Here is a 16,238-nt window from a genome sequence, read left to right as displayed (position 1 = left end):
CGTTGTCGGCCATCTGATTTCAATGTGTACTTTTCAATCAGACAAAAAACCCGGCATATAAATGTGCCGGGTTAGACGATAAAAACGTTAAATCAGAAAGTGGCCAGCCACATGCGCAGTTTCATGCCCCAATAGCTGGTCCAGCCGCTGGTGTTTTGCACCATGTTACCTTGATAGAGGATGACCAGAGTCGGTGTAACACCTATTTGCCAGCGCGCCGATAACTCGCCACGGGGGTCATTAATCACCGGCAACTGATAGCCTTTTTTCGCCAGCCAGCGCTCGAGCTGTGGAGCCTCGCCGGAGCGCAGGGCCACCGTCAGTACATTCTCCCCTTCCTTAACCAACTGATTGACACTGGGAGTCGTGAATTTACAGACACCACACCAGGTCGCCCAGAAGTAGATAAGCAGCGGTTTCTCCTGGCTCATCTCCTTGAGCGAAACCGTCTGCCCCGCCAGCGTTTGTAATGGCACATCGCCCCAATCAGCCGGTACCTGCGGGCTACGTAGCCAGTCCATACCCAAAGAGACTGCCGCGATCAGTAGCAGTAAAATAACCAGTTCTTTGCCCCAACGTTTTAATCGATTCATTTACCCGCCTGTGCCAGTTGCTGTTTCACCATTTCCTCCAGTTGCTCATAGGAAATCGCTCCTGGCACTATCTGATTGCCAATCAAGGTCGCAGGGGTGCCCTGGATACCCAGTTGATCGGCCAGTTTCAGGTTAGTGCGCAAAACATCGAAGCTCTGCTCGCTCAATGGAGCTGGCGTAACGCCGGTTTTTTCTGCGCCGCAGCAAGACTATCAGCATCATGGAACCCTTTTTTCGCCATCAAACGCTGATGGAAGGCCATAAATTGATTCGGATGCTGTTGCCATAAGGTCAGTGCTAGTCGGGCGCTGGTCACCGAGCTTTCTCCCTTAAACGGCAGAGGTTTTATCACCACCGCCAACTGAGGGTACTCTTTCACGATTCTTTCCAGCAACGGATCGAATGTTTTACAGAATGGGCAGTTGTAATCAGTAAATGAAACCAGTGTCAGTACAGGTACGGCGGCGCCGAAACGTGGGCTTCCGGGGTCCTGAAACAGCACCTGTTTATTGGCGGCGATAAACTGATCCAGTTGCTGCCCTTGTACCTCATTGGCTTGTTGCTGCAACGCGTTAATGGATTGTTCAAGAATATCGGGATTAGCTACCATCGTTTCACGAATTAACGCTTTAATCCGCAGCTCCTGCTCTGGAGTAAAAGGAGCTGCCGCCCAAAGCGGAGTAGAGGTCAGCGCGAACAACAAAACCATTATAATTTTCATTCTTTATTTCCTTTAGCATCGGCCAAAACGTTCAATAGCACGTCACGCTCCAACAATGGCGAGAGCACGGTGCCCTGCGGCTGCTGTGGCCCATAAATTTGATTGAAGGGGATGGCGACACTGTCACGTTGCCGTAAAAATTCGGTAATTTCAGCCGACGGACGCGTCCAGTCACCGCGTAACGCCACCACATCTGGCGCTTGCAGAGCCTGTTGAACATCATCGCGCATCAGCACATTGATTTTGTTAACTTTACAGGTCACACACCAATCGGCGGTGACATCGACAAATACCCGCTTATGCTCCAGCAATGCTTTCTTAATGGCAGATTCGCTCAGCGGTTGCCAATTAACATTGTCATGCAGTGGCTTACGCCATAAATTGGCAGTCAACGAACCGGTCAACAGCCCTCCCCCTACAACCAATACGCAGAGCAAACTGACAATGGCTGCGACACGGGGACCATAGCGCCAACCAATAGCCAGCAACAGCGCCACCAAGAGTATCGCCCCCATAATCAATACACTTGACCAACCAATGTGGCTGCTCATCAGGCTCAGTAACCATAAGCTGGAGGCCAACATCAGCCCCCCCATAGCAATGCGCAGATGGTTCATCCAACGGCCAGGCCGAGGCAGGCACAGCGCCAGTTTTGGCCAGGTGGCAATCGCCAGCCACGGCAGGCTCATCCCAACACCGAGGGCAGTAAATATCCCCCATAATGCCGGTAAAGGCGCAGCCAGTGCGAAGGCCACCGCGGTGCCAAGGAACGGGGCAGAACAAGGTGTTGCCAGCAAGGTCGCCAACGCCCCTTGCCAGAAGTGCCCCGCCATGCCGCGCGCGCCTGATTTCTCCACACGGGGAGCAGCAATGCGGGTATTAAACGAAGAAGAGAGCTGGATTTCGAATAAACCGAACAAGTTGGCGGTAAACAGGGCGGTGACCAGCGCCATAAAACCGATAAACCACGGGTTCTGGAACTGTATTCCCCAGCCAAGGGCATGATTACCAAGGCGTAACGCGGTCATCAGCAATGCTAACAACCAAAATGAGGTTACAATCCCAGCGGAAGAGGCCATAAACTGCCAGCGCACCTGACGACGACTTTGCTGCTCAGTCTGAAGAATCGATCCCAGTTTCATCGCCAATACCGGCAACACGCAAGGCATCAGATTGAGGATAAGCCCCCCCATCAGCGCCATCAGCACCCAAGACCAGAAGGTGGCGGATGACTGTGGCAAGGTAAGCGCAGGCCCAATAGTGACGCTGGCCTCCTGCGCCAGGCCGCCATCGGTAATCACCATTGTCAGCCGCTTACCAAGCAGGTCTGCACTCTCTTCTCCCCAGCCATCGGTTGCCGGGACCCGCACCGATAACTGGTTACCCAGCACCGTCACGATCGGCTTACCAAGATCGGCGTCCTCCAGCGTATCAAAGAACAATTCAGGCTGTTGCCAACCCTCATTACGCTGTGCCAGAACTTGCAATTCACTGTGACCAAAACCGGCCTGAATCTGTTTGGTCAACGCATCAGCGATGGGCACCTGCCCCATTGCCTGCGCAAAATCGTGCTCAAATTGCTGCAAATTCTCAGTATTTGTCGCCGCAGACAAGTCGAGGCTAAAGGGGTAGTCAGTCAAAATGCAGACATTACTACAAGTTGAGAGCGTTAATGTGCCACTGAGCGTTTTGGGTACGTTGGCGGAAATCACGATGGGCAGCACCGCTTGCTCATGATAGCCCTGCGTTGAAATCCCAGAAACATCAAAACGTTGCGGTACCGGCCAGAACCATTTGACCGCGTTAAGTGGGGGTTCCCATTGGATGGTCGGTGCAATCCCCCCTTCCCCTGGTGAACGCCAGTAGGTCTTCCAGCCTTTTTCCAGCTTAACGGTAAGTAACAGACGGGTTTCACCACCGAGAGCGGATTCAGCACGAATACGAACCTGAGCATGGTCATTTTGTGGGCTGACCAACCAGCCGCTATCCGCCGCCCACAGGGTCGGCATCCATAGCAGCAACAGGCAGAACAAGGCTGCCTTGCGTAAATTGAGCATGACTTTCTCCGAGAATAAAACAATCACAGCAATGGGTGAATCGCTGTAGTTATTCATTTAATACAGTAAGTTATGGTGCACAGTTAGTTAAAGTCTGTGGCTATTCTCGGAAAATACATAATCGCAGATGCACCCGTAAACCACTGGGTGAGATGACTCTGGGTGGCGGGAACCTCATGCTGGCCGGGATGATTGGCACTAATAGCAGGAGTAATAACCCAAGAGAGAATATGGCTAATTCAAACAGTACGGGGGGAGACGCCAGTAAGGATTTGGCGCTCAACTCACAAGGTGCCGGGGATTCGTCTAAATCGGCAATGAGTTGTGAAGATGATGTCAGGGTAAGGTTTTGTACCAACGCGTGCAGGCTGGCAATGCGTTGTGTCATACAAACCAGTATGACCAGGCAAGCCAGACAGAGGAACCACTTTGCAGCGCGTTGTTGTTTAACCATTATCGTTGTTTAATCATCTTAAAATTGTTAAATCATTTCCATTCAATCCTGAACGCCCATCTTAGCGGCATAATCAGGATTATCAACGTTTGTACCTAAACAATTACCCAATAAGACAGTTAATGACAAACTCATTTATTTAAAAAATATGATATTGCCGATGCATTTACAGGTATTATATTGTAGGTCTGTGCCCCGCACCGGGTATTCCTTTATTTCTTCCACAGCGAAGGACTGGTTATATGCAACCTTTGAACGGCCCGGGAGTTCACATTGCCAATAATAGCAATGTCGCACCGACTAAAATGCCCCATCAGGGGCCAGTGGAAGATCAAGCACTTACGCCGGCACAGCGCACCACGCTGGAGAAGCTGATCGTGCGGATTATGGCACTCAGCCCGACCAAATCTGCTGAGATCTGGGCCGCCCTACGCCATGATTTATCCCTTAGCAGTACCAGCGAGATTCTGGCACGCCATTTCCAACCAGCGGAACAATTGCTGCAAAATCGTCTGTCGCAGGTGCAGGAAAATCACGCTAATCACCAGCTGCGCCAGCAATTGACTGAACTGTTGCCGCAAGGCAATAACCGGCAGGCGGTGAGCGATTTCATCCGCCAGCAATTTGGTCATACGGTGCTAAGCCAATTAAGCCACACTGAATTGCAACAAGTTCTGATAATGCTGCAATCCGGAACGCTGAATATTCCACAACCACAACTGACAACCATAACCGACAGGCCATTATTGCCCGGGGAGCATCAGCATATCCAATCATTGGTGGCGAAACTCAGTGCCGCAACCGGTGAATCGCCAGCAAAAATCTGGCAAGCGCTGTTTGAGATGATTGGCGTGAAAAACGCAGCGCCACTGCCAGCACGTCATTTCCAGATACTCAGCCAGTTCTTACAGACTAAAACCGCGCTCAGTCAGCAAACAGCCCCGACGCTGATTAACCTGCAAACAGCGCTAAAGCAGCCTGTTGACACGCAGGAACAGCAACTGTTGATTGATTTCAGCCAAAAACGTTTTCAGGCTACCCTGACCACGCCGCTGACCCAGGCGCAGTTGAACGATATTATCAATGTGCTGTTTGCCGCCCGACTAGACCGGGCAAATTCGGCCCAGCGCCTGGAAGAAGAACCACACCCCGTTCAACCATTGATTAATCCACTGATTGTTGCACTGCCAGAATCGTTACAGTCGTTATTGCAAAAACCGTCACTGATATTCGTTTCACTGATTATTGTGATAATTTTTTTGCTGGCCCTGTTTCTCTGAACAAACCCCAAACTGGCTCAGGTCACCTCTTGAGCCAGTCGCTACGATAACAAGCCCCATCCTACCAGCGCGCTCCAGAGCAGAAATGGCAGCGAGTAAGCATGGAATTTCAACCAGATTGCGGGTTCATTGGCCATTCTTAGCGCAATCAGATTTGCCATTGAACCCAAGGCAAAACCAAAACCACCAATATTGACCGCATAAGCTACCAGCGCGCTGGATGGCAAATAATTGAGCAATAAGATCGTGGCTGGCACATTACTGATGAGTTGTGACAAACCGATACCCATCACATAACTTGCTGATATAGAAAGCATTTTAACTTCGCCAAATAACGATTGCAAGACGGGTAATTCAGTCAGTAATCGCACATCAATAAACATCGCTATAAAGACGACAATCAAGCTCCAGTCGATAGCCAGCAATACCCGCCGCGCCAGCAGTAACAAACCGGTAAAAACCAGCAACAAACCATAGCCAGCCCACCCCAGATCCACGCTGATAACAAAGATGACATAAAGCGCCAGACAACTCAGCAGTAAGGAGAATTGGTAGGGGTAAAGTGGGCTTGTCGCCTGTTTAACTATTTTTCGCGCAGGGAAGCTCCACCAGGTAACGGCCAGCAGTGTCAACAAAATCACGCCTGTAAGAGGTGCCATCTGGCGGGTAAAACCAATAAATGACAATCCAGAGCGGCTCCACAACAAAATATTTTGCGGGTTACCAATTGGCGTTAATAGTGATCCTGCATTCACGGCTAATGCAGAGAAAATAATCAGGCGAGAAACAGGAACCGACGATATCTTTTTCAGCGTTAAAATTAATGGAATTAGGATAAACAGCGCCACATCATTAGTGAGAAAAGATGACAATAGCGCTGCTGACAATACCAAAAACAGCGCCAGATACCGTTCGGTATGTAATGTATTAATAATCTTCCGACCGATAAAATCGAAGTAGCCACTGACCTCGACACCTTTTGTCAGTAACATCAGTCCCAGTAACGTAACAATGGTGGTCCAATCAATAAACTGTGAAAATGCCGAAATCTTTGTTGGCGTTAACACCGTTAGGACAATGCCTAAAATCAACAAAATATGCAGCAGGCGGTCTTTCAAAAAAGGCCTGAAAACAGTTTTTACTGCACGATGAGTAGTCGCGAATAGTGTCATCAAAAAATCTACAAATAGCAGGGCTGACAAATAGAAGGCCACGTTAGCGCAGCCTATTGTTTTATGCCAGCCCCTATTCTCTGCTTCTGGCTAAATCGGGAGCCTGTTACTTCAAACTAGATCTGAGTATTCTTTTTCATCGCCTTTCTAAAATCATCCATTGAACAAAATCCTTTCGCATCAATCGGGCACCCTTCAATTTCCAGCGTGACACGTTTTGCTGGTTTCTGCCGTGTCAGTGGCGTTTTATTACGAATTTGCTCAGTGGAGAGATAGATATATTCAATCTTCATCATATTTTTATTTTGTTTAATATCTTTCCAGCGTTCAAATACCACCTTGCCACTGATTGGCGTTCTCTCATATTGGTCTGGCAGTTGATACTCTTTAGTTTTGAGTGCAGCCAGCAGTGAAGCGATATTCGAATCATGACCGACTAACACAGCCAACTTCGCCTTTTGTGCTGCTAATTCATTGGGCGTTTTTTCACCTATAGGGTCCAGCGCAGCACCAATGAAACTCACCAGTTTTTCAGCGGCATTATCGGCGATAGTCGGTGAGCCGAATAACGTCTCGTGGTAGAGATTTTTGATATCGATTAACTTACGCCACTCTTCTGGAGTCTGAATTCGCCCCCATGCCACATCTTTAACCGGGAAACCCTCGTAATATTGCAGCATAAAGGCATCTGAGGCACCCGTGCCTAATCTCAATGGGCCGGTGATCCCTGGTTCTTTATTCTGCACTAAGACGATATTCGTCGGCTGGGTGCTCCAGTCACATTTTTTATCCACCAGACAAGCAGGAGAATTTTTGTAATCCAGTACTCTGGACAATAAATCATAATTAGGCTGTAAACGTTTATTTAAACCTTCCACCCCACCCGACCCAGCATGTTGATTAATAGATGCCAATGCTTTCTCTTTAAACTCTGGCGTTACATCCAATGTGATTATTGGGTTAAATACCGGATCCATCTTGCCAATCTCTTTCTGATGAGTCACCGGAACATTACAGCCGGGGAATGCGCCAAATAAGAAATGCTGCGCTGTATCGATGGTTCTTGGCAAACTATTCGCATAGGTAAATACGGTGCTCGTTACCGGGCATCCCGTTGCTTTCAGTAATTTGCTATCAACCAGCCACTCGCGGAAATACCCGCCCATCATCTCCTCAAGCTCTGCCCCTTTCGGTGTTAAATAGCCACCGGGCGTAGTCCACTGTGGCCATTTATCCGGCGTAGCACTCGAAAGTATATCGCCATAATTTACCAAAGGCGCTCGAATGCCATGTCTGCTCATCACTAATACTTGTTCAAGCTGATAGTTGTCACTCTTATCTTGAGCAAGGACACTGGTTGAGGTTGGTAAGAGTAATGCTAATACTGTCAGGGTATATGCCGTATTTATTTTTATCATCCTAATCTCCGTCATCCTATTGATTATCATGGTATAAAATAGATAGAAGAATAATACATTTTCAGATTGCCACAGATTTATTACAACAAACATGATAGCTATAGATAATAGGTTTAGTTGGAGTCTTGTCACAGTTCTACTCATTACTTATGCCGACAAATCTTAGTGTTTCTGCATAGTTGAGTTTTTATCCACAATCAGTACGAGTATTTGTACAGGAATAAACTAATGAAAATTTTGGGCCTTATTGGTGGTATGAGTTGGGAATCAACTATCCCCTATTACCGGGTGATCAACCAGCAGATTAAAGAACAACTTGGCGGGTTACATAGCGCAAAAATCATTCTCTACAGTGTAGATTTTCATGAGATTGAACAGCTTCAGGCTAAAGGTGATTGGCATACAGCGGCTCAAGTGTTGGCTGATGCCGCAGTTTCATTAAAACATGCTGGAGCAGAGGTTATTGTCGTGTGTACGAATACCATGCACAAAGTAGCTGATGATATCGAAACAGCCTGCGGTTTGCCTTTATTGCATATAGCTGATGCTACGGCGGCACAAATTAAGCAACAAGAGATAAACAAGATTGGTTTATTAGGTACCCGCTACACAATGGAGCAGGATTTTTATCGTGGCCGCTTAACGGAGAAGCACCATATTGAGGTGGTAACCCCAGAGAGTACCGATCGTGAAATTATTAACCGTATTATTTATGAAGAACTCTGTTTAGGAATAATCAGTGAAACCTCGCGTAATGAATATCGCCGTATTATGGGGGAATTAGTACACCAAGGCGTGCAAGGCATTATCTTTGGTTGCACTGAAATCACATTATTAGTAAACGAAAATGATACCTCGCTCCCGGTGTTTGATACCACCGCAATACATGCCAGAGCTGCCGCCGAATATGCGCTAAAACTCTAATCGTCATTCGCCGCGGATAGTATTCTTGCCTGCGGCTTTGGCGTTATAGAGCATTTTATCTGCGCGGATAAGTAATTGATCCTGACTTTCGTTTTGTTGTAATTCGACAATACCTAAACTCATAGTCACATTGATATTGCTGTCCACTGGTATAGTTTCAACAAGTTTGCGGATTTTCTCAGCAATGGCTTTCGCTTCATCTAATTGCGTGTTAGGTAACACAATCATAAATTCATCCCCTCCCCAACGGCCTAAAACATCAACTTCTCTAATATTATTCCTAATAATATCAACGATATGGGTCAGCGCCAAATCACCTACGATGTGTCCATACTTATCATTGATAGATTTAAAGTTATCGACGTCCAGTGAGAGTAATGACAACGGCTGACAAAACCGTTTAGCCCGGTTATATTCATGCTTCAGCACTTTCTCCAGTAAATAGCGATTGGCTGTCGATGTTAATACATCTGTTTCTGAAAGATTTTTCTTGATTTTCAATTGTTGCTGTAAGCGGAGATTGGCTTCGCGTAATTCTACCGTTCGCTCTTCTACTAATGCTTCGAGCGATTTATTCTTTAACTCCAATTTCTCCAGAAGATGCTTTCTGTCATGAATATTCCGATGAGCACCAATCATCCGTGATACTGAACCATCACTATTACGTTCAATCACCTTACCGCGATCTTCAATCCAAATATAATTGCCATCATGTGTTTGGCAACGATATTCAATTTGGTATCGTTCGGTTTGGTTATTAATATAAGCATCGAACTGGAACATAACTCTTTCAAAATCATCAGGATGGATGATTCTCTCCCACGTATGCACTGTATTTTCAAACACATGAGCGGGGTACCCCAACATTTCATACCAACCGTTATTGCGGTAAACAAACCCACTGTTAGCATTCCAATCCCAGATACCATCACTTATAACTTCCAGAATTTCATGAACAACGCGCTCGCTTAAATCGGTAATCTTAATATTCTGATCACTTTGATTATGGCTCATTGAACTACCCTGCTGTGTTGGTAAATTAAATGGCAAAGAACAGATTCGTTTAATTATTGTTATGATATAGTGAATTAACGTTTTCAGGCAGGCAAGGATTTCATAACTGCAAGTATGGCTTAAGAAAAGCAAACTAATGTTGAGATAGATTAAATTCAAGTTGATGCATTAGCAATCAACTACCTACTTGCCATACTGTTATAAACCTAAGTTATTTAGTATAAGATATTTTTATAAGAAAAGTAATCAACCATAGATCTTTTATATAAAAGATGAAGTGGATAAAAAAATCATGATTATCTTATAATCAGAGAAGTCTATTTAGTGAATTTAGTCAGTAAAAAGGCCCGCAATCTCTTGCGGGCCTTAACTGTCGGTTTCAATCAACAGAAATCACTGTGATTGACCTTACTTCGGGTATTTGCGCATAACCAATGTGGCATTAGTGCCACCAAAACCGAAGCTGTTAGACATAACAGTCGTCAGCTCACGTTCGGTTGGCTCAGTGATGATATCCATCCCTGCCGCCTGCTCATCCAGATTATCGATATTGATGCTTGGCGCAATAAAACCATGCTCGACCATCAACAAACTGTAGATAGCCTCATGTACACCCGCAGCACCCAGTGAGTGGCCAGTCATCGCTTTAGTCGAGGAAATTGCTGGAGTGTTATCGCCGAACACTTCACGAATTGCACCCAGCTCTTTCACATCCCCTACCGGTGTAGAAGTGCCATGTACGTTCATGTAATCGATTGGTGTATCAACGCCTTCCATTGCCATTTTCATGCAACGTACTGCGCCTTCACCTGATGGAGCAACCATGTCAGCGCCATCGGAAGTGGCACCGTAGCCCACAATTTCAGCATAAATGTGCGCGCCGCGTGCCAAGGCATGTTCCAGCTCTTCTACCACCACCATACCGCCGCCGCCCGCGATGACGAAACCATCACGGTCTTGATCATAAGTACGGGAGGCTTTCTCTGGGGTGTCGTTGTATTTAGTCGACAATGCACCCATTGCATCAAACTCGCAGGACATCTCCCAGCACAGCTCTTCACCGCCGCCAGCAAATACTACATCCTGTTTGCCCAGTTGGATCAATTCCACCGCGTGGCCAATACAGTGAGCTGAAGTTGCACAGGCAGAACTGATGGAGTAGTTCACCCCTTTGATTTTGAACGGGGTAGCCAGGCAAGCAGACACGCCGGATGCCATCGCTTTAGTGACCATATACGGGCCAACGCCTTTCAGACCGCGCGGGGTACGCATGGCATCAGAGCCGGCAACCTGGTTACGTGGTGAACCACCACCTGAACCGACGACCAGCCCACTGCGGAAATTAGAAATTTGCTCTTCGGTCAATTTAGAGTCAGCTATCGCTTCCTGCATGGCAAGATAAGCATAAATTGAGGCGTCGCTCATAAAACGCAGCACTTTGCGGTCAATGAGATCTTTAGGCTCGGACTCGAGCTTAACAGCGCCCCAGACATGACTGCGCATACCTGCGTCTTTAAATTCCTGAGAGAAAGTAATACCTGAGCGGCCTTTCCGCAAAGATGCCAGAACTTCCTGCTGGTTATTACCAATGCTGGAAACAATACCCAAGCCAGTAATGACTGCACGCTTCATTAAATACCTCTTCCACTAATTTTACATTCGGGATTTTGCAACGCACTTTAGCGTACACTTGTACGCCGAACAAGTCCGATCAGCGTAATATAGCCAGAAAATTTTACGATTTGCACCCAGCAGGCCACATAGTTAGAATCGCTCCACCCCTTGAGATACGAGTCTTTCAACGTGAACCAACGCCCAATCCAAACGGCAATACTAAGCTGGAATGAACAGGGTACACCTGTATCGGAACAGTTTGGTGATATCTATTTCTCTAATGAGGACGGCCTGGAAGAAACCCATCACGTTTTTCTCAAAGGGAATGGTTTTCCCGAACGTTTTGCCGTTCATCCACGGGAAGTCTGCATTTTTGCCGAAACGGGTTTCGGTACTGGATTGAATTTTCTGACATTATGGCGCGACTTTGCTCAGTTTAAGCAGCAGCAGCCCGCAGCTAAACTCCAACGGTTGCACTATATCAGCTATGAAAAATACCCTCTTCAACTAGCAGATTTAGCTGCCACCCATGCCGGCGTACCTGAAGTGGCCTGCTATGCGGAACAACTGCGGGCACACTGGCCACTTCCTCTCGCGGGATGCCATCGCCTGCTGCTGGCTGAGGGGGCCATCACGTTAGATTTATGGTTTGGCGATATTAATGCCCTGCTGCCAGATCGGGATGCCAGTTTGAATAATCAAGTTGATGCCTGGTTTCTGGATGGATTTGCGCCATCTAAAAACCCGGATATGTGGAATGAGACGTTATTCAGCGCAATGGCACAGATGGCCCGGCCAGGCGGGACTTTTGCCACATTTACCGCCGCAGGCTTTGTCCGCCGAGGCTTACAGCAGGCTGGATTTAACGTCGCCAAAGTCAAAGGTTTTGGTCAAAAACGCGAAATGCTGACCGGCACCTTACCCACAGATAATCCTGCGTCACAGCGTGTCACCGCACAGTCTGCGCCTTGGTATCACCGCCCATCAGCCAGCCGCTGCGATGATATCGCCATTGTCGGCGGTGGTATTGTCAGTGCGTTGACAGCACTGGCATTACAGCGTCGTGGTGCTCAAATCACGCTCTACTGCGCCGACACACTGCCAGCACAGGGAGCATCAGGTAATCGTCAGGGCGCGCTCTACCCGCTGCTGAACGGCAAGAATGATGCATTGGAGATTTTTTTCACCCACGCCTTTACCTTTGCTCGCCGCCAATATGACTATCTGCTCGCGCAGGATATCGCCTTTGACCATCAATGGTGTGGTGTCAGCCAATTAGCCTTTGATGAAAAAAGCCGCAATAAGATTGCCAAAATGCTGCAAACCCAATGGCCGGAACAACTTGCTCAAGGGATGAGCCGTGAGCAACTTAGTGCGCTGGCCGGGCTAGATTGCGCCCACGATGGCATCCATTATCCGGCAGGTGGCTGGCTCTGCCCTTCAGACCTCACCACGGTATTGATAGCACTGGCGCAACGCAATGGCATGATTTGCCATTATCAGCATGAACTGCATCAGCTAGACCGGGTTAACGAACGGTGGCAGCTCTGTTTCCAGCAGCCCGTGGTGGACAAACACCATGCTACGGTAATACTTGCCACCGGTCATCGTTTGCCTGAATGGGAACAAACTCAGCATCTGCCGCTGTCAGCGGTGCGCGGGCAAGTCTCACATATTCCTACCACGCCACAACTTAGCCCGTTACGGCAAGTGCTGTGTTATGACGGTTATCTAACACCGGTGAATCCCGCCAATCAACACCACTGCATCGGTGCCAGCTATCAACGTGGCGATACCGCTACTGATTTCCGAGCCGCCGAACAGCAGGAGAACAAACAGCGGCTACTACGCTGCCTGCCACAGGTCAGTTGGCCGCAACAAGTGGATATCAGCGATAACCAGGCCCGTTGCGGGGTGCGCTGTGCGATCCGCGATCATTTGCCGATGGTCGGTGCGGTGCCAGATTATGCTAAGACGCTGACGCAATATCAGGATTTACCCGGTAAAATTCAACGTAGTGATGAAATAATGCCCGCTCCGGTGTGGCCGGAATTGTTTATGGTTGGAGCATTAGGGTCACGAGGCTTGTGCAGTGCGCCGTTAGTCGCAGAGATTTTGGCGGCGCAAATGTTTGACGAACCGCTACCATTGGATGCAAAAACGCTGGCTGCATTGAACCCAAACCGATTTTGGGTTAGAAAATTACTGAAAGGCAGGCCGGTGCAACAGCGCTCCGGTATATCCTTATCCGGAGACTAACGGAGCGACTGCGCACTATTTTTTCTGCGGCTCAATGACGAAGTCAATGCCCAAAGTCGTTGGAGCCGCAGCGAGTATCTCTGTGGCTTCAAGGACAAAGGGGATTTTGGGCTTGCTCAAGTAAACGATCCCACAACCCCAAAACCAAAACTTGATCCGGAGGGGAAAGCTCACCGGCTTTGATGGCTTTATCCAGGCTGGTCTGCACTCTGGCATGTAGCTGCTCGGCGGTGTGTTCACCAAACTCTTCAGACTCAGCAACCGCCAGAGTCAGATGCCCGCGCAGGTAGCCACCGGCAAACAAATCATCATCACTGGCGTGCTCTACCATGTCGTCTATCTGCGCTAAAATATGCGTTTCGAACTCTGCGATCATCATTTCCTCAATATATTCATTTTCTATCCGAAGTCATTGGCGTTGCAGGTAGGCTGCAAGAACCCCCTGCGGCTTCAAGTACCAAGGATAGTTTTAAAGCAGGTCTTCCGGGTAAGGGAAAAGCGCGGGTGCCAACGGTGGCGTATTGTAAAACGATTGCAGTGCCTGAATAAAGCCTGCGGGTCGTGGGGATATGCCATTTTCCAGATACCAAAGCACCTGTTCGCGTACTTTCCGCTGGAATGTTATGCGGTCTGGCTCGCAATCGCCTTCAAGGTTGTCACAACTGACATTGAAGGGAAAACCGGCAGCGACACAAAACATCCACTCCAATGCTTGTGGCTTGATTTCTACCGCTTCAAATTGGCTCTGGGTTAAAGCATCACGCCCGTCCGGGCAATACCAGTAGCCAAAATCCACCAACTTGCGCCGTTCTTCACCGGCAATACACCAATGGGATATTTCATGCATTCCACTGGCATAGTAGCCATGAGCAAAAATCACGCGATGATAAGGAAATTCGGCATCGGCGGGGAGATAGATGGGTTCATCGTCGCCTTTCACCAATTGCGTATTATATTTATCGCTGAAACAGGTATTAAAAATATCGATTAATTGCTGATAGTCGTGAGTCATGCTCTGATCCGTAAGAGGTGGCATCAGCAGTGGTACTCAAACGTACCGCTATAGCTGATGCCTTAAGTTATGCGAAAACGTGTAGTCCCAGCCAGGAGGAGATCTCGCTACCGTGGCTGTCGTATAACAGCTTGCAGCTCATTACAAATGAAACCACGACGATCATTGGGCGGATCAATTTTTGCCCCTTGGTCAATACCATATGTGCGCCAAGGCGTGCGCCCAGCACCTGACCAACCAGCATCACCAGCCCGATACTCCACACCACTTTGCCGCCAACAATAAAAAATATCAGGCTGCCAGCATTGGAGGTAAAATTGAGCACTTTGGCATGAGCGGTGGATTTCGCCAGATTAAAACCGCATAAGGTAACAAATGCTAGCGCGTAGAAGGAACCGGCTCCGGGGCCAAAAAAGCCATCATAAAACCCGACGCCACCACCGGCAATTAAGGCGAAGGGTAATGCAGATAAACGGCGCTGTTGGTCAGCTTCACCCAACTTTGGCGTAACCAGAAAATAGACACCAATCCCTATCACCAGCAGCGGCAATATTTGCCGCAGAATATCAGCCCGCATATGCTGAACTAAAATCGCGCCCAACATTGAACCAACCACGGTCAGCGCTATAGTCAGCTTTTGCTCTTTTAAATTAACCGCTCCACGGCGAATAAAATAGAGGCTGGCAGAGAAAGACCCGCCGACGGATTGTAATTTATTGGTCGCCAATACCTGAGCAGGCGGTAACCCTATCGCCAGCAATGCCGGGACGGTAAGCAAGCCGCCGCCACCCGCAATTGAATCAATAAACCCGGCCAATATAGCGACTAAAAATAATATTCCCAGAACTGCCGGGCCCAGCGCAAACCAATCCATGATTTATTCCGCAGCGAAATGGTTATCCAACAAAGCCTGACATGAAGGCGGCAATGGAGGGGGTAAGGTTTTACCCGGTTTAGCACTTGATTGATGTGGCTGGAACCAGCTTTCTAGTTCCGCACCGCAACCATCACCCGGTGGTGGGGTGTCTTGATCCAGGCACTCCAGGCTATCTGCCGGGCAGCGTAATCTTACATGCATATGAGCACGATGACCGAACCAAGGCCGCACTTTGTGTAACCAATTGCGATCAATTCCAGCATCCAGACACAACTGTTTTTTAATCGCCGGATTGACAAAAATCCGTGTCACTTCATTATCTTTAGCCGCCAGCTTAATCAGACTCTCAACTTGCGGTTGCCATAGCGCAGGCACGACTCGTTTACCGTCGCTGGCAACCAAATCAATCGGTTGGGGTTTCAGCAATTGTTGCTGACTCCAGCGTTGTTGTGGCAGTTGCAGCCAGATATCAACATCCAGACCAGACTGATGGCTGGCATGACCACTGCTAAAACGCCCACCGGCGGGCATTGCCATATCACCAATCAGCACAGTACCCAACTGATGTTTATCCGCTTGCGCACTTAAACGATGGATAAAATTCAGTAAATCGGGGTGGCCGAAATAGCGACGTTGATCTGGCCGCATAACCTGATAATCTGCCGACTCAAGCGGTAACGGCAATGCACCTATTACACATCCATTGGCAAAACCACCAATCGACTGCGCAGCACCTGCCACCGGGTGCGTAATCTGTTGCCAGGGCGTCGCTGCTATTGCCGTGCCAGTAAGCACAACGGCACCTACCAGCGCCAACCACGGCACTGCGATCCATTTTTTCAT

The 16,238-nt window shown here is 48.3% G+C and carries 14 protein-coding genes and 1 pseudogene; 3 read left to right on the top strand and 12 right to left on the bottom strand.

Annotated elements, in window-relative coordinates:
* Window positions 1-92: 92 nt before the first annotated feature.
* The 4 genes and pseudogenes from YALDO0001_RS10625 to YALDO0001_RS10610 all read right to left on the bottom strand — a co-directional run bounded on the left by YALDO0001_RS10625 (window position 93) and on the right by YALDO0001_RS10610 (window position 3,825).
* Window positions 93-593, bottom strand: a complete 501-nt coding sequence (locus YALDO0001_RS10625) for a protein disulfide oxidoreductase (protein ID WP_042839778.1) — start codon at window positions 591-593, stop codon at window positions 93-95.
* Window positions 590-1,314, bottom strand: a pseudogene (locus YALDO0001_RS10620) (DsbA family protein). Before YALDO0001_RS10620 ends, YALDO0001_RS10625 begins: the two are co-directional and overlap by 4 nt.
* Window positions 1,311-3,371, bottom strand: a complete 2,061-nt coding sequence (locus tag YALDO0001_RS10615; RefSeq protein WP_042839776.1) for a protein-disulfide reductase DsbD family protein — start codon at window positions 3,369-3,371, stop codon at window positions 1,311-1,313. The pseudogene YALDO0001_RS10620 and the gene YALDO0001_RS10615 overlap by 4 nt, the downstream one beginning before the upstream one ends.
* Window positions 3,372-3,471: 100 nt before the next feature.
* Complete coding sequence (locus YALDO0001_RS10610; protein WP_004702910.1) at window positions 3,472-3,825, bottom strand: hypothetical protein; 354 nt, start codon at window positions 3,823-3,825, stop codon at window positions 3,472-3,474.
* Window positions 3,826-4,067: 242 nt separating this feature from the next.
* On the opposite strand from YALDO0001_RS10610, the gene flk reads away from it, so the two are divergent.
* Window positions 4,068-5,105, top strand: a complete 1,038-nt coding sequence (gene flk, locus YALDO0001_RS10605) for a flagella biosynthesis regulator Flk (RefSeq protein ID WP_004702908.1) — start codon at window positions 4,068-4,070, stop codon at window positions 5,103-5,105.
* Between the two features lie 41 nt (window positions 5,106-5,146).
* On the opposite strand, the gene YALDO0001_RS10600 is transcribed toward flk, so the two are convergent.
* Both YALDO0001_RS10600 and agp read right to left on the bottom strand, forming a co-directional pair.
* Window positions 5,147-6,277, bottom strand: a complete 1,131-nt coding sequence (locus YALDO0001_RS10600) for an SLC13 family permease (RefSeq protein WP_042839787.1) — start codon at window positions 6,275-6,277, stop codon at window positions 5,147-5,149.
* 116 nt (window positions 6,278-6,393) lie between these two features.
* Complete coding sequence (gene agp, locus YALDO0001_RS10595; RefSeq protein ID WP_042839775.1) at window positions 6,394-7,695, bottom strand: bifunctional glucose-1-phosphatase/inositol phosphatase; 1,302 nt, start codon at window positions 7,693-7,695, stop codon at window positions 6,394-6,396.
* Between the two features lie 228 nt (window positions 7,696-7,923).
* Here agp and YALDO0001_RS10590 point away from each other — a divergent pair, with 228 nt between their 5' ends.
* Complete coding sequence (locus YALDO0001_RS10590; RefSeq protein WP_004702902.1) at window positions 7,924-8,619, top strand: aspartate/glutamate racemase family protein; 696 nt, start codon at window positions 7,924-7,926, stop codon at window positions 8,617-8,619.
* Between the two features lie 3 nt (window positions 8,620-8,622).
* Here the strand turns inward: YALDO0001_RS10590 and YALDO0001_RS10585 are convergent, their stop codons facing one another.
* Together YALDO0001_RS10585 and fabB are read right to left on the bottom strand one after the other, a co-directional pair.
* Window positions 8,623-9,633, bottom strand: coding sequence for a sensor domain-containing diguanylate cyclase (locus tag YALDO0001_RS10585; protein ID WP_042839774.1), 1,011 nt, complete (start codon window positions 9,631-9,633; stop codon window positions 8,623-8,625).
* Between the two features lie 408 nt (window positions 9,634-10,041).
* On the bottom strand, window positions 10,042-11,265 hold the full coding sequence (fabB, locus tag YALDO0001_RS10580; RefSeq protein WP_004702898.1) for a beta-ketoacyl-ACP synthase I: 1,224 nt from the start codon (window positions 11,263-11,265) through the stop codon (window positions 10,042-10,044).
* Between the two features lie 171 nt (window positions 11,266-11,436).
* On the opposite strand from fabB, the gene mnmC reads away from it, so the two are divergent.
* A complete protein-coding gene (gene mnmC, locus YALDO0001_RS10575; RefSeq protein WP_004702897.1) occupies window positions 11,437-13,506 on the top strand; it encodes a bifunctional tRNA (5-methylaminomethyl-2-thiouridine)(34)-methyltransferase MnmC2/FAD-dependent 5-carboxymethylaminomethyl-2-thiouridine(34) oxidoreductase MnmC1 in 2,070 nt (689 codons plus the stop codon).
* Window positions 13,507-13,594: 88 nt separating this feature from the next.
* Here the strand turns inward: mnmC and YALDO0001_RS10570 are convergent, their stop codons facing one another.
* The 4 genes from YALDO0001_RS10570 to mepA form a co-directional block, all read right to left on the bottom strand.
* Window positions 13,595-13,882 (bottom strand): YfcL family protein, encoded by a 288-nt coding sequence (locus tag YALDO0001_RS10570; protein WP_042839772.1) that lies wholly within the window; start codon window positions 13,880-13,882, stop codon window positions 13,595-13,597.
* Window positions 13,883-13,975: 93 nt separating this feature from the next.
* Window positions 13,976-14,518, bottom strand: coding sequence for an elongation factor P hydroxylase (locus tag YALDO0001_RS10565; RefSeq protein ID WP_004702894.1), 543 nt, complete (start codon window positions 14,516-14,518; stop codon window positions 13,976-13,978).
* Window positions 14,519-14,585: 67 nt separating this feature from the next.
* Window positions 14,586-15,392 carry a sulfite exporter TauE/SafE family protein gene (locus tag YALDO0001_RS10560; RefSeq protein ID WP_004702892.1) on the bottom strand — a complete coding sequence of 269 codons (807 nt, stop codon included), beginning with the start codon at window positions 15,390-15,392 and terminating at the stop codon, window positions 14,586-14,588.
* 3 nt (window positions 15,393-15,395) lie between these two features.
* Window positions 15,396-16,238, bottom strand: coding sequence for a penicillin-insensitive murein endopeptidase (mepA, locus tag YALDO0001_RS10555; protein ID WP_004702889.1), 843 nt, complete (start codon window positions 16,236-16,238; stop codon window positions 15,396-15,398).

Source organism: Yersinia aldovae ATCC 35236 (assembly GCF_000173735.1).
Taxonomy (GTDB): domain Bacteria; phylum Pseudomonadota; class Gammaproteobacteria; order Enterobacterales; family Enterobacteriaceae; genus Yersinia; species Yersinia aldovae.
This window is presented reverse-complemented; position numbering and strand designations above follow the sequence as displayed.

What these genes read in the sequence shown, in the direction of transcription:
- YALDO0001_RS10625 (WP_042839778.1), bottom strand. Translation starts at nt 593, where the DNA reads ATGAATCGATTAAAACGTTGGGGCAAAGAACTGGTTATTTTACTGCTA.
- YALDO0001_RS10615 (WP_042839776.1), bottom strand. Translation starts at nt 3,371, where the DNA reads ATGCTCAATTTACGCAAGGCAGCCTTGTTCTGCCTGTTGCTGCTATGG.
- YALDO0001_RS10610 (WP_004702910.1), bottom strand. Translation starts at nt 3,825, where the DNA reads ATGGTTAAACAACAACGCGCTGCAAAGTGGTTCCTCTGTCTGGCTTGC.
- flk (WP_004702908.1), top strand. Translation starts at nt 4,068, where the DNA reads ATGCAACCTTTGAACGGCCCGGGAGTTCACATTGCCAATAATAGCAAT.
- YALDO0001_RS10600 (WP_042839787.1), bottom strand. Translation starts at nt 6,277, where the DNA reads ATGACACTATTCGCGACTACTCATCGTGCAGTAAAAACTGTTTTCAGG.
- agp (WP_042839775.1), bottom strand. Translation starts at nt 7,695, where the DNA reads ATGATAAAAATAAATACGGCATATACCCTGACAGTATTAGCATTACTC.
- YALDO0001_RS10590 (WP_004702902.1), top strand. Translation starts at nt 7,924, where the DNA reads ATGAAAATTTTGGGCCTTATTGGTGGTATGAGTTGGGAATCAACTATC.
- YALDO0001_RS10585 (WP_042839774.1), bottom strand. Translation starts at nt 9,633, where the DNA reads ATGAGCCATAATCAAAGTGATCAGAATATTAAGATTACCGATTTAAGC.
- fabB (WP_004702898.1), bottom strand. Translation starts at nt 11,265, where the DNA reads ATGAAGCGTGCAGTCATTACTGGCTTGGGTATTGTTTCCAGCATTGGT.
- YALDO0001_RS10570 (WP_042839772.1), bottom strand. Translation starts at nt 13,882, where the DNA reads ATGATCGCAGAGTTCGAAACGCATATTTTAGCGCAGATAGACGACATG.
- YALDO0001_RS10565 (WP_004702894.1), bottom strand. Translation starts at nt 14,518, where the DNA reads ATGACTCACGACTATCAGCAATTAATCGATATTTTTAATACCTGTTTC.
- YALDO0001_RS10560 (WP_004702892.1), bottom strand. Translation starts at nt 15,392, where the DNA reads ATGGATTGGTTTGCGCTGGGCCCGGCAGTTCTGGGAATATTATTTTTA.
- mepA (WP_004702889.1), bottom strand. Translation starts at nt 16,238, where the DNA reads ATGAAAAAATGGATCGCAGTGCCGTGGTTGGCGCTGGTAGGTGCCGTT.